Raw genomic sequence first — 14124 nt, forward strand, 5'->3', positions numbered from 1 at the left:
TCCTGAAGTTATCTAATTCTACGTGTTAATTTTGCAAAAATTTGATTCAACAAAGCCATAGCAGCACTCACTAACGTCCATTCTTGCTGAATAGATGCTGATTCAAGCTGTAAAGCCAACTGCTGGTTTTGGTTAAATGTTGTATAATCCTGCTGTGTTGCTTCTAAACTATTGAGAATTTGTTGTTCTCCCCCAGGGACAACGCCATTTTTCCCTCCCTCTATGACAAAATTTTCAAAAGAGGATAACTGCCGCACCCATTCATTCGAGGGTTTCCCATTTACTGTAATAGTGAATGCTTCGTCAACTTCATCTGGTTTTTCTACAGGAGTGAGTGTCATCCCCACTAATAAAGAACGTAAGTTACCTAAATTACGTATCAAGTCATCGAATTGACTTTGATATGTTGTAATTGTAAGTAGAAGTTCACGCCTTTGTGAATCTGTTAATTCCTTATCAGTTTTTATTTCGTTTAAAATTGTCTCGATTTCTTGTTTTGCCTTTATACATCTAGTGAGATCGGTCTGGCAGCGTTTTGTCTCTTTAGAAAGGACACTCTCCGCCTTACTCACAGGATCCGTTAGTGCTTGCAAATTCATCTGACGAAGATAGATACCTAAAGAGTAGTAGACATCTGCAGACTGAAAACTCGAAATATGTTTAATAATCTGATTCATGTATTTAGCTGCCTTATTGGAGAACGTCATTTGTACTCCTAAAGTCTTCAACACATGTTCTTGATTAGGCAGATACTTATCCAACATCAAAGATGTATACGTAACCTGTAACGGAGACGTAGTAACGAAAGTCTCTTTGTCCTTATTCATGCTAGCAAAGTAGTTTAACTTTGCAGGATCCATGGAATCTTTCTTTGCATGGAAATCTGCTGCAGCTGCCTCCCAAGCAGATATTTGCTTTTGAATTGCAGCTATACTTGCCTCTTGTCCTTTAAGAACTGCCTGAAACGATTGCCTAGTATCAACATGCTGAGACTGGCTAGTCATTAAATCGATACATTGATAAAAGAATAGAGGATTAAATTGGCTGGTACTGTTACCTCCATTACTGTTCAGAAAAATAGCAATATTGCTGCTTGTACCAACAGGATTATTAGCAAATTCACTCAAAGCAGCTGAGGCTGCAGTAACATCAAAATTACTGTATTTCCTTTGTGACCAGTAAGCTTTCTCCCGGTTTAATGCTGTTTTATAAGACTCAACACCGCTAGCGCTAGAATTCGTTCCAGCTTCCGCGACACAAGTCAAAAAAGCATACTGCAAACTTAAGAATTCGGGTAAGGTTACATTGCCATTACCCGTTATATTAGCATACCCCATAGTAAATACATCCATGGTATCTAGAAACTTGTCTAAAGCATCTTTCAAGCTCTGGGGTAATTTATTTGGATCTTGTGGATCATTTGGGTAATTCTGCATCATCAAGCGATATAACCCACCTAACATCAAATAAGACTGAACCATACCTCCTTGTAGAGCATTGTGCTGACCACCGGTAATAGTCAAGTTATCTGATGTCGTTCCCCAAATAGGATTGAGCAAATCTTTAAGAGTACTCGTAAACTGACGAATAAGTCCTATTAACCTATTCGCAGCATCAATATTCATAGATGTTTCTGCTAAAGCGACATTGATATTGTCTGCGACTGGATATGCTAAAGATATCATGGCATTATAGATCACCATCATATTCTGCCAAAAATGTACAACTTTAGTCTTAGGTGGAGCCTCTTTCTTTGGTATCTTATTGATTGCGTCAACGAATTGTTGAGGAAGTGCATAAAGCTGAGTATATTTATCGTCCGCAACAGCGACTTCTCGTTTATTCAAACCAAATAATTGTTTAATTGTAGATAATTTCGTCTGATACTCATTAACTACATTCTTCTCAGCTTCAGTAGGATTAGTCATCCCACCTTCTTCTTCAGTCTTTAGCCAATCCTGAAAATTCTTTTCTAGACCTTCAATGAACAAATGAGCCGCGGCTAAATTGGGATCACTAAGTATCTTAGTCGTTAATTCTGAAAGTTGAGGAATATCTTGAGGAGCTGCAGGTGCAGGCTCAGTAAATACGACAGGATTATCTGCGATATAAAAAATATCCTTATCATTTAGTACTGATTTAGTATCGGGCGCAACTTCTTGAATTAACCCTAAAGCTCGTTTTAAACCTTTAGTTTTTTCATTTAATTCCTGAAATAAACACACTGCATGAGACATACATGTAGACATATCCACTTGATTGCCAGCTAATGCAGAAGTAATATTACGACTAAAACTGAGATAATAAGGGTTAATAGTCACAGCTTTTATCCAGAAAAATCCGATTATTTTCTTATTTTAAAATAAAAATTATTATTCAAAAATAAAAAATAATCGGAATTAAAAGTAAGATAAAAACAACTAATAACTTTTGAATTTTCAACTATTTTAATTGTGATTCTATTCTTAGCAATTCATCTAATAATGGCTGAGGCAAATCAGAACCAAACATAGTAAAGTATTCACGAATTCCAGCAATCTCTTTATGCCATCCAGCGACATCAACAGATAACAGATCTTCAATAACTTGCTGAGACAAGTTTAAACCACTGGTATTCAGACCAGCGTGGGTAGGCAAATAACCTATAGGCGTCTTGCGAGCGATAGATTCCTCCCCATTTGTTCTACGGAAAATCCATTCTAGTACACGAAGATTATCACTAAACCCTGGCCACATAAAATTACCTTCCTTATCTTTACGGAACCAGTTGACCCCATAAATTCTAGGTAATTTCAAATGCGTATTAAATGCAAAGGACAACCAATGTTCAAAATAATTGGCCATGTTATAGCCACAGAAAGGTAACATAGCAAACGGATCATGACGCAGCTTACCTTGTTCTCCTACTATAGCAGCCGTTGTTGCCGAAGACATTCCAGCTCCTATCATCACACCGTGCTGCCAACTTAATGCTTCATAAACTAAAGGAATTGTGTCAGAACGACGCCCCCCAAAAATTATAGCCTCAATGGGGACTCCTTCTGGACTATTCCATTGAGGATCAAGAACAGGACATTGCTGTAAGGGAGCAGTGAATCTTGAATTCGGATGCGCTGCTGGAGCCCCTCCAGGTTGCCAGGGATCACCATGCCAATCAATTAAACCTTGAGGAGGTTCTTTGGTTAACCCCTCCCACCAAACATCTCCGTTAGGAGTTAAAGCAACGTTTGTAAATAATGAATTTGCTTTGCAAGAAGCTAAAGCATTTGGGTTAGTAAATTCAGAGGTCCCAGGTGCCACACCAAAAAAGCCAAATTCTGGGTTTACAGCATACAATCGTCCATCTATACCAGGACGAATCCAAGCAATATCATCCCCAATACATTCTACCTTCCAACCTGGAATTTTTGGCATCAACATAGCAAGGTTTGTTTTTCCACAAGCGCTAGGGAACGATGCTGTGAAGTATTTTTTCTGACCCTCAGGATTTGTAACACCGATAATTAGCATGTGTTCCGCTAACCATCCCTGTTGACGAGCCAAATATGACGCCAAGCGTAGAGCAACACACTTCTTGCCAAGTAAAGCATTACCTCCATACCCACTACCAAATGACATAACACTACTATCATCTTGGAAGTGCACAATACGCATATTTTTGGGATTACAAGGCCAAGCAACATCCTTCTCACCAGGAGCTAAAGGCTTACCCACGCTATGTAAACACTTATGAAAAGAACCCGAAACACCTAAAAATTGTAGTACCTCAGCTCCCATACGTGTCATAATTTTCATGGAGCAGACCACATAGGGAGAATCTGTCAGCTCAACTCCGACAAGAGAAAAAGGAGAATTTAAAGGGCCCATGCAAAAAGGAACAATGTACAGTGTTCTTCCCTGCATACATCCTTTAAATAGCCCCCGCAACTCCTTACGCATTTCTTCGGGATCTCTCCAGTTATTTGTAGGACCCGCTTCTTCTTTGGTAGAAGTACAAATAAAGGTAAACTGCTCAACACGAGCTACATCTTCCGGAGAAGAACGAACGAGAAAACTATTTGGATGCAAATCAGAATTTAGGCGAATAAACGCGCCCTTATCACACATTTTATTCGCTAGCTCTGCATATTCACTATCAGAACCATCACAAAGACGAACGGAATCAGGAGTAACCAAATCAATCACTTCCTGAATCCATGTTTTTAGCTCTTTATGTTGAATAACATCGCTCCATACCGTGGTCATACCATATTCCCTTTGCGTTTCTTAAATTGGTCTAAATGCTCCAAAGCTTTGCCTGTTCCTAAACAAACAGCCAATAAGGGATGTGGTGCTGTGATAACCGATAGCCCAGTATTTTTACTTAACGCTTTATCCAATCCTTTAATCAATGCCCCACCTCCAGCTAAAACCATGCCACGCTCTACCAAATCAGCAGAAAGCTCCGGCGGACACTTCTCTAAAGTTAAGCGCACACATTCTATGATTTGTTGAATTGGCTCCGCAAGACACTCGCGGATCTCTACAGAATTAATCTTTTTGGTAACAGGCAAACCAGCAACTTGGTCTCTACCACGCACCTCCATTTCTAATTCTTGATCTCCCAAAGGATAAGCAGATCCTATAGTAATTTTTATCTCCTCCGCAGTGCGAGGACCGATCATTAAATTATACGTGCGACGCATATAATTAATAATACATTCATCAAATTCATCACCAGCAATGCGCAAGGAACGAGACTCTACTATTCCTCCAAGGGAAATAATAGCAATTTCTGTAGTTCCCCCACCAATATCAATAATCATACTCGCAGCCGGCTCATGGACTGGCAGATCAACTCCAATAGCAGCAGCCATAGGCTCTTCTATGAGAATAACTTCTTGAGCGCCAGCATGCAAAGCGGAGTCCTCGACAGCACGCTTCTCTACTCCAGTAATACCAGAGGGGACCGCTATCAAAATTCTAGGACGAAACATACTACGCGAAGGAGTGACACGCTTAATCAAAGCTTTCAACATACCCTCTGCGATCTCAAAATCAGCAATAACCCCATCTTTCATAGGCCGCACAGCCATAATCTTACGAGGAGTCTTACCCAACATTGCTTTTGCTTTGTGCCCCACAGCGAGAACCGTATGAGTTTGAGCATCGACAGCTACTACCGAAGGCTCACTAAGAACAATACCCCGACCACGCACGTACACAAGCGTATTCGCAGTACCTAAATCGATACCAACATTCCCTGTGAAAAAGTTAAACACTTTATCAAAACGCCCCAGAGCCTTGTTATACAACCGATTTGAAAAATTCTTTATTTTAAATAAGCTTCGATGTGGGCTCATAACATCATATCTGTAGCAATTCCAGCACTTCTTCCCAAGTTAACTTGGAAACGACTTCATCATCTGAGTTGATCACTTTCTTTACAAGGCTCTTTTTCCTGTTTTGTAAAGATAAGATCTTTTCTTCAATTGTGTTCAACGTAACTAGTTTATACGAAGACACTGAACGATTTTGGCCAATACGATGTACACGATCCGTTGCTTGATTCTCAACAGCAGGGTTCCACCACATATCATAGTGGATTACTGTATCAGCACCGACAAGGTTTAACCCTGTTCCCCCAGCTTTTAGAGAAATCAAGAATACAAGTAAATTCGGATCTTCATTAAATTGATTTACAATCTCCAACCTGTTCTTGGTGGAACCATCTAAGTAAACAAAAGGAACACCACGTTCTTCTAGATCCTTCCTGATAATTCCTAACATTTTGGTATATTGGCTAAATACTACAGTCTTGTGACCCGAGTCTACTAGAGAAGACAGTAGATCCATTAACATATCATATTTTGCAGAATCTCCTGGTTCAGCAACATCTTTGGCAAAAATTGCTGGATGGCAACAAATCTGTTTCAAACGTGTCAATGTCGCAAGAACGTGAATATGAATACGTTCGAATCCTTCTTGTTTAACTAATCGAGACAACTCCTGTTTTGCAGAAGCTGCGTAAGAATGGTATAGTTCTCTCTGCGTATCTGTAAGATGACAGTGGTACAAGATTTCAGAAACTGGAGGCAAATCGTCTAAAACATCTTCTTTCATGCGCCGAAGAATAAAAGGAGCAACCTTCTTCTTCAATGCAACCATATTATCAGCTTTATTCCCCATATAATTGCCAGTGCGAATGTACTTGCCAACAAAGCGATCATAACTACTCAACAAACCAGGCATCAGGAAATCAAAGAGACTCCACAGCTCTTCAAGAGAATTTTCTATCGGCGTTCCTGTTAGAATAAGTCGATGAGCAGAGCGTATCATTTTCACGGACTTTGCATTACGTGTTGTCCGATTTTTAATATGATGAGCCTCATCTAACACTACGTAGTCAAATTCAAAATCTTTGTAAACATCGATATCTTTTTGCAATAAATTATAAGAAGTAATTGCCACATCGTAATCCGACAATGTAGCAAGCTGACGACGACGCTGCATAGGGATGCCATCGACAACAAGAGTTTTTAGCTCTGGATTGAACTTACGAAATTCTTCTTTCCAGTTATAAACAAGAGAAGTAGGACAAACGATTAAGGAACAGCCTTTCCCTTTTTCCATTCTACTCTGAGTAACTGCAATAATAGCTTGCAACGTCTTACCAAGGCCCATATCATCGGCAAGAATTCCATTAAGATGCATCTTACGTAAACGTTCTAACCAATGCACTCCCTCAGTCTGGTATCCTCTAAGGGTAGCCTTAATTTGTTCAGGGACATCCTGGAACTCGAAGGCTATCTCACCACGAATCTGCTGCTGAATTGAAGCTAGCTTGCTAGTAATAGAAAATTTAACGGGAAGATCTTTAAACAATTCTGGAGAAATGCCCGTTAGACTCCATAAGGGACACTTCTCAACAAAATCGTCCAAAACTTTAAATCCAATTTCATTAAAAATCTGTACAACAGGGGCAATCTTTTCTAAGTCGAGCACTAAGATACATGGCAACTTAGAGGCACCTGACTTCCCACGACGTCCTGACTTTACTTGGCCTCCTTTTTTAGGAAGCTCTAAGAACCTTTTCTTTGTGCTAATACAATCCCACAAAAGATCTAAAGTAATGCCTTTTAGTAGACCATGAACTTTAAGCTCAGCTTCGTAATAATTTATGCTAGTTCCTTCTCTGAAAGAAAGTTCAAAAACTGTCTCATCATAAACAAATTGATCAGAAAGTGTTTCAGGACAATTGAAAGTAATTCTGTGCTGATTATTCGGAATAGTTTCCGTCATGAATTCAACAATCTTTTTCTCACTTTTTACACGAAAAGCCCCGTCTCGCTCGTCATAAATAAAACCAGAGAAAACCTCTTCAAGAATTTTACGCTCCTCAACAAGATTTCTAGCTAAAATACCATCCTCTCGAACAAACGCACGAATATCCTGATAATCTAGCGACAGCGGAGCAGTAGGCACCCGCAAATCATCGTACAAAAAGTATAGCTTTGCTTCTAATTCCCCATCAAGATAACTCATGTCACAAACACCACGAACATGATCAACATAAGGGAGAGTTACAAAGGAATTCAGGACCTCAACATTAGATATCTCAGCATATTCCTTAAAAACAGGAAGTGCATTTTCTCTGAAAGAACCAAACAACGCTTCTGGAATTGTAATATCACGTAATCTAGAAAATGAACGTAAATGCGCTCGTTTAATCTGAGGAGCAAAACGATGATAAATATTGTTATGAATAACCCCTGGAACGTTTGACTCTAACAACATAGCCTGCTCAGGCTGCATCTCATCATCATCGATAAGAATGAGTGGAGTCATTAACAATGCCTTATACGGCGTGTCAAAAAAATCTAAATGAAATTTCATCTTAGCAGGAGAAACTGACCAATATAATGGCTCTTCAAGGTTCCCGCAAAAAATGCCTAAAAAGTGTTCTTTTTCAACATGCTGACTACCACCTCGATCAGCTAATTGATGCTCATACATCTTAGCAAGAATAACTCCTAAAGAAGCAGGGGTTAAAAATGCCGACTTTAATAACTTTTCTTCTGTATTCTGATTGGCGTATCTTACATAACGTATCAACAGATCAATCATCTTTCGATCCGAAGCATTGAATGACTGCATAGTGAAAAAGAAACGACGACCGTTCAAAACAATGGGTTCTTGATAAAGGACCCCTTCCAAAAAAGTTTTGATGTTAGAAATATAAAACGGTTTAGAACGTCCAGGAAGACGCAGTACAAGCTGGAATTCGGCAGGCTGATTAGGGCGAAATACTTCTTCGTTGTTTGAAGATACGAATAAAACAGCTAACTCCGCAGAATCTTTCTCTAGATACTCTAAAGGGAGAAAGAATGGATTAACACTCAGAGCATTCGCTGCATGAACGTACTCACTCATTATTTCTTTTTGATGTGCACGGTCTTTTCTTTCTTCTTCTCGAGTTGCTGCCGCTACAAATGTCTCTTGAAGCTCTTTTTTGACCTCGTCGTTAATCTCTTCATTTGCTTCTAAATCTGCTTCTCGAGAATATGCAACGACCATCTCGTTGTAGTATTTCTCAAGATAAAACAACAAAGCCACAATATGCTGACAATCATAGTTATAAGAGCAATCACAATTTGAGTCTATAGTATCGGATTCAGACCTATCAACTTCGATTTCACATTCATAAACATTGTCATAAAGACCCCGGATCTGCGCCCCTATACATACGGTTTCACCGTTCATAGATAGGATTTTCGCATTAACCACAGCCTCCTGATCAAAAAGTTCTTTACCATCTTGTAAAATATTAGCCGTAAAATCCCTTCGTAATTTGCGAAAATTGAGCATTGCCCCTCTAAACTCTAGAGTTCTGATAGAATCAGCTTACTTGTACCTGTTTACCCTCGCTAAATCAATGAAAAATTTTACCATTACTTTTCATGGCACAAACTGATCTATCAGCAGCTTGGTAATGATATTGAGAATAGGTTAGGGAATAGCACTCTCAAGAGACAACTAAATACATCATGACAAAAAACAGCAAAAATCTATGGAAAATTTTTCTTATTGAGTGTACGCTTTGGTCCCTCGTACAGGCGTGTTTCCCCGATTGACCAGCTTAGAACGATGTTTCTGCTTCGAGCACTGAACTCTTTTTGAAGCTTAATCGAAAACACCTTTTGTGCGGTCTTTAGCCCTTGCTTTGTCCCTATGGGCATGAGATTATGCTAATTATACATGACTCTAGTCATTGCTAAAAACTCGCTAAATGTCTAGAATGTCGCTTTCCTTGCGGGTGTAGCTCAGTGGTAGAGCGCCACGTTGCCAACGTGAAGGTCGTGAGTTCAAGCCTCATCACCCGCTTTTTCCTGCCAGAAATGCTTACAAAGGGTAGTTTTGTGTCACGCAGTTTTTCTAATGACCATTTTTCTATTGATCTAGAAGAAAAAGCCGGTTGCTTCGTTTCAGCAACGGTTAAAGCAAGTGCTCCACTGTTGGAAAAACTCCACAAGCAAGCAGTTAAAAAAATTAAGAAGGATATTACTATATCCGGGTTTCGCAAAGGAAAGGCTCCTGATGAAGTGATTTCTTCTCGCTACGCTCCTCAGGTAAGCAAAGAGATGAATCAGCTGCTTCTTCAAGCTACATATGATTCTTTGTCAACTGTTGGTGATAGAAAACCTCTTTCACCGCAAGCAGTTAAATCGGCGTCTATTGTCAAAGCTAGTTTAACTGAAGGAGGGGAAGTGACTTTCTCCTATGAGGCCTTTCCTCAAATCCCCTCATTCTCTTGGGAGGGTCTTTCTTTACTGGAAGAGCCTGCTCCTGCCAATATTTCCGATGAAGAGATAGAAAAAGGTTTGGCTAATATAGCTTACTTTTTTGCTACAAAAACTCCTGTAACGCGGCCTTCTCAGGAAGGAGATTTCATTTCCTTATCTTTACACATATCCAAGGCAAATGATCCAGAGTTTGCTCCTACAGCAATTTTTGAAAATAAATATTTCAAATTATCCGAAGAAGAAATGACAGATGCTTTTAAAGAAAAGTTTATAGGGGTTTCTTCTGGTTATCGTTTTACTGAAACTATAGCTTCACCGGAGATTCAATCATTCTTAAATGGGGACACTCTTACTTTTACTGTTAATTCCGTTATTGAGGTTGTTTCTCCAGAAGTAGACGATGAAAAGGCACGTCAATTGCAAGCAGATTCTCTGGAAGATTTAAAACAAAAACTTCGCGTTCAATTGGAAAATCAAGCCAAAGACAAACAACGTCAAGAACGTCTTTCTGCAGCAGAGGACGCATTAGCTAAGCTCGTGGACTTTGATCTTCCGAGTTCATTGCTGCAGGAGCGTATCGAAGTCTTGACGAAAGAGAAGCTGCTTAACGCTCGTTTAGTTCAGTACTGTTCTGATGAAGAGCTAGAAAACAAAAAGGCTGATTTAATCCAAGAAGCTGAAGATCTGGCTAAAAAAGTGCTAAAATTACAATTTCTTTCTCACCAGATTTTTGCGGATGAGAAACTGACTATTAGCCGTGAAGAGCTTCAGCACATGATGGACATTTGTTCTAGGGAGCGTTTTGGTATGCAGCCTCCTCGCGATATTTCGAATGAAACCTTGCAAGAGCTTGTAGTGGCAGCCAGGGACCGCTTAACTTACTACAAAGCTCTGAATAGTGTTTTATCAAAAGCAAAAGAACTAAGTGCAGCTCCCTCAGCGTAAGTTGAAGCTAGAGGAAAACACTTGACCCAAGAAAGTCTTAAACATAGAATTCAGCATTTTAAAGCGTAGGCTGATCGACAAGTTAGCACGCAGGAGCAGTGTTGCTCTCTTTTTTTGAGAACTTGTCCTCAAGAATGGCTTATGCATGGAGTCGAAACTATTTTGAGAGGGAAAGCAAATGACATTGGTGCCTTATGTTGTTGAGGATACGGGTCGTGGTGAGCGAGCCATGGATATCTATTCACGGCTTCTGAAAGATCGTATAGTAATGATAGGCCAAGAAATCACGGAACCTCTCGCCAATACTGTCATTGCTCAGTTGCTATTTCTTATGTCAGAAGACCCTAAAAAAGATATTCAAATTTTTATTAACTCTCCGGGAGGCTATATTACTGCTGGTCTTGCCATATATGACACTATTCGTTTCCTGGGCTGTGATGTAAACACCTACTGTATAGGCCAGGCAGCATCCATGGGAGCTCTTCTGTTGTCTGCGGGCACAAAAGGCAAGCGTTATGCCTTGCCGCATAGCCGCATGATGATTCATCAGCCTTCTGGTGGTATTATTGGAACATCTGCAGACATTCAGTTACAAGCTGCAGAAATCTTGACATTGAAAAAACACCTAGCGAATATTTTATCTGAGTGCACTGGTCAGCCTGTAGAAAAGATCATCGAGGATTCTGAAAGGGATTTCTTCATGGGAGCTGAGGAAGCTATTAGTTACGGCCTTATTGATAAGGTTGTCTCCTCTGCGAAAGATACGAAAGACAAGGATACTATCTCCTAGAGAGTAATTATGAATAAAAAAAACCTCACTACTTGCTCTTTTTGCGGACGCTCTGAAAAAGACGTTGAGAAGCTTATCGCAGGGCCATCTGTGTACATCTGTGATTATTGCATTAAGCTGTGTTCTGGTATTTTAGACAAGAAACCTTCTGTTTCTGCTTCGAGCCATACTTCTTCTACAGAGACATCGTCACACCAAAAAGACTTACAATTGTTGACGCCAAAAGAAATAAAAAAACATATCGACTCTTATGTCATTGGGCAAGAAAGAGCTAAAAAGACTATCGCTGTTGCTGTATATAATCATTATAAGCGTATTCGAGCTTTGCTCAATAACAAACAGGTAAGCTACAGCAAATCCAATGTCTTGTTACTCGGCCCTACCGGATCCGGGAAAACTTTAATTGCTAAAACATTAGCAAAAATTCTTGATGTTCCATTTACAATTGCCGATGCGACTACGCTAACCGAGGCTGGCTATGTTGGCGAGGATGTTGAGAATATTGTGTTACGACTCTTACAAGCTGCTGACTATGACGTAGCACGTGCAGAGCGAGGTATTATTTATATTGATGAAATTGACAAAATTGGTCGTACAACCGCGAACGTTTCAATCACACGCGACGTATCCGGTGAAGGTGTTCAACAAGCACTGTTAAAGATCATTGAAGGTACAGCAGCTAACGTTCCTCCTAAGGGAGGAAGAAAACATCCTAATCAAGAGTACGTTCGTGTAAATACGGAAAATATTCTTTTTATCGTAGGCGGCGCATTTGTTAATCTTGATAAAATTATTGCAAAACGGTTGGGGAAAACTACGATCGGTTTTTCTGATGATCAAGCAGATTTATCAGAAAAAAATCGCGATCAGCTTCTCGCCAACGTAGAAACAGAAGATCTTATTGCCTTTGGTATGATCCCTGAGTTCATAGGAAGGTTCAACTGCATTGCCAATTGCGAAGAGCTTTCTTTGGATGAACTTGTAGCTATTCTTACAGAACCAGCTAATGCTATTGTAAAACAATACGTTGAGTTATTTGCGGAAGAAAATGTTAAGTTAATTTTCGAAAAAGAAGCCTTATATGCTATAGCAAAGAAAGCTAAGCTGGCAAAAACAGGCGCGCGTGCATTAGGAATGATTTTAGAAAATCTTTTAAGAGACTTAATGTTTGAAATTCCTTCAGACCCTACTGTAGAAGCTATACGTATTCAAGAAGATACCATTTTAGAAAACAAAAGCCCCGTGATTATAAAAAGGACTCCTGAAGCGATAGCTTGATTTTTCTTCTTAGAGCTGAGGATGCTATGACATCAGTCGCACTGGATTCTGCGAAAAAAATTCTCAAAAAATTACACAATGCAGGCTACCAGGCATATTTTGTTGGTGGGTGCGTTCGCGATATGCTTTTAGGCAAACAAGCCGAAGAAATCGATATTGCTACAAATGCGCCCCCAGTGATTGTATCAACCATCTTTCCGGATACTCTATCCATCGGCGCTGCCTTTGGTATCATTGTAGTGAAAGATAGCGGACATCTATTTGAAGTAGCCACATTCCGTAATGACGGAGGATACGCGGATGGTCGCCATCCAGAAAAGATTAGCTTTTCATCCATGAAGGAAGACGCTGTTCGTAGGGATTTTACAATTAATGGAATGTACTATGATCCTTTTACAGAAAAACTTTTTGATCTTGTAGAAGGACGTAGAGATCTTGAAAAAGGTATTGTTAGAGCCATTGGCCATCCAAAACTACGATTTGCGGAAGACAAATTACGCATTTTACGTGGCATACGGTTTGCTGCATCGTTAGGTTTCTCTTTAGATCCAGCAACAGAACGTGCTATCATTAAAGAAGCGCCTACTTTGACTAATTCTGTTTCACCTGAGAGAATTTGGCAAGAGCTACGTAAGATGATTCAAAAAAATCCATTTGATTCGCTTTCTTTACTTTTAAAGTTGAAAGTAATCAATACGGTCTTCCCCGAACTTCGGGGTATCCCTTACGGTATCCTACGTTCTTCTATTGAGTTTGCGAAAAAACTCAACCCTCACAATCTTCCAGAAATATTATTTTTCCTTCCTCTGTTTCAAGGGATAAGTGAAGAAGAAGCGTGCGCCGCTTTTACTCGACTACGCGTAGCAAATAAAGATTTAAAATTAGTCCAAGCCTGGTATGCAGCTCTTCCTGAGTTTCAAAATGTCAATAACAACTATGTTTTTTGGGCTCATTTTCTAGCATCACCAACAGCTCACCTCTGTTTATCTTTGTTCTCTGCTATTCAAAAAGACATCTCTAGGCAACAAAATTTTATATCTAGAGTACAACAACTAGAAGCTCGTTTAGAAAAATTTATCCTAAGAATTAAAACTTCCTCTCCACTAATATCTGCTGCAGACCTCATTGCAAAAGGTATTGCTCCCGGCAGACTACTCGGTGATCTTCTAAGAGAAGCCGAAATTCTCTCCATAGAACACGAGTGTCACGATAAAGAAAAAATTTTATCCCTCCTTAAGGAAAAGGGCTTTTGGAAGTAAAATTTATCTATATACAAGACGTTTTTCTTAAACTGAGTTTTGATTTTATTTCTTTAGATTTAATTTTTTA

Annotated in this window: 8 protein-coding genes and 1 tRNA gene; 5 read left to right on the plus strand and 4 right to left on the minus strand. The window is 39.6% G+C overall.

The genetic code is table 11. From position 1 onward, the window contains the following. Window positions 1-8 precede the first annotated feature (8 nt). From H359_RS04720 to H359_RS04735, 4 genes are all read right to left on the minus strand, one after another. Entirely contained in the window at window positions 9-2321 is a 2313-nt protein-coding gene (locus H359_RS04720) for a CT620/CT621 family type III secretion system effector (protein ID WP_020370613.1), read from the minus strand. Between the two features lie 121 nt (window positions 2322-2442). Then, window positions 2443-4245 carry a phosphoenolpyruvate carboxykinase (GTP) gene (locus H359_RS04725; RefSeq protein WP_020370614.1) on the minus strand — a complete coding sequence of 601 codons (1803 nt, stop codon included), beginning with the start codon at window positions 4243-4245 and terminating at the stop codon, window positions 2443-2445. Then, the gene (locus tag H359_RS04730; protein WP_035392230.1) at window positions 4242-5342 is read right to left on the minus strand and encodes a rod shape-determining protein; all 1101 of its coding nucleotides are present in this window, start codon (window positions 5340-5342) and stop codon (window positions 4242-4244) included. Before H359_RS04730 ends, H359_RS04725 begins: the two co-directional genes overlap by 4 nt. 4 nt (window positions 5343-5346) lie before the next feature. Further along, window positions 5347-8847 carry a DEAD/DEAH box helicase gene (locus tag H359_RS04735; protein ID WP_020370616.1) on the minus strand — a complete coding sequence of 1167 codons (3501 nt, stop codon included), beginning with the start codon at window positions 8845-8847 and terminating at the stop codon, window positions 5347-5349. Window positions 8848-9291: 444 nt separating this feature from the next. On the opposite strand from H359_RS04735, the gene H359_RS04740 reads away from it, so the two are divergent. The 5 genes from H359_RS04740 (at window position 9292) to H359_RS04760 (ending at window position 14054) form a co-directional block, all read left to right on the plus strand. Further along, window positions 9292-9363, plus strand: a tRNA-Gly gene (locus tag H359_RS04740). A 35-nt stretch (window positions 9364-9398) separates the two neighbouring features. After that, window positions 9399-10727, plus strand: coding sequence for a trigger factor (gene tig, locus H359_RS04745; RefSeq protein ID WP_020370617.1), 1329 nt, complete (start codon window positions 9399-9401; stop codon window positions 10725-10727). A 178-nt stretch (window positions 10728-10905) separates the two neighbouring features. Further along, window positions 10906-11517, plus strand: a complete 612-nt coding sequence (locus H359_RS04750; RefSeq protein ID WP_020370618.1) for an ATP-dependent Clp protease proteolytic subunit — start codon at window positions 10906-10908, stop codon at window positions 11515-11517. Window positions 11518-11526: 9 nt separating this feature from the next. Then, window positions 11527-12795 carry an ATP-dependent Clp protease ATP-binding subunit ClpX gene (gene clpX, locus H359_RS04755; RefSeq protein WP_020370619.1) on the plus strand — a complete coding sequence of 423 codons (1269 nt, stop codon included), beginning with the start codon at window positions 11527-11529 and terminating at the stop codon, window positions 12793-12795. A gap of 26 nt (window positions 12796-12821) precedes the next feature. Next, entirely contained in the window at window positions 12822-14054 is a 1233-nt protein-coding gene (locus tag H359_RS04760) for a CCA tRNA nucleotidyltransferase (RefSeq protein ID WP_020370620.1), read from the plus strand. Window positions 14055-14124 lie beyond the last annotated feature (70 nt).

This window comes from Chlamydia ibidis 10-1398/6 (genome assembly GCF_000454725.1).
In the GTDB taxonomy this organism is placed as follows: domain Bacteria; phylum Chlamydiota; class Chlamydiia; order Chlamydiales; family Chlamydiaceae; genus Chlamydia; species Chlamydia ibidis.

Excerpts from the sequence above, each read along its gene's own strand:
- H359_RS04760 (WP_020370620.1), top strand. The coding sequence starts at position 12,822 with ATGACATCAGTCGCACTGGATTCTGCGAAAAAAATTCTCAAAAAATTA.
- clpX (WP_020370619.1), top strand. The coding sequence starts at position 11,527 with ATGAATAAAAAAAACCTCACTACTTGCTCTTTTTGCGGACGCTCTGAA.
- H359_RS04735 (WP_020370616.1), bottom strand. The coding sequence starts at position 8,847 with ATGCTCAATTTTCGCAAATTACGAAGGGATTTTACGGCTAATATTTTA.
- H359_RS04725 (WP_020370614.1), bottom strand. The coding sequence starts at position 4,245 with ATGACCACGGTATGGAGCGATGTTATTCAACATAAAGAGCTAAAAACA.
- H359_RS04750 (WP_020370618.1), top strand. The coding sequence starts at position 10,906 with ATGACATTGGTGCCTTATGTTGTTGAGGATACGGGTCGTGGTGAGCGA.
- H359_RS04730 (WP_035392230.1), bottom strand. The coding sequence starts at position 5,342 with ATGAGCCCACATCGAAGCTTATTTAAAATAAAGAATTTTTCAAATCGG.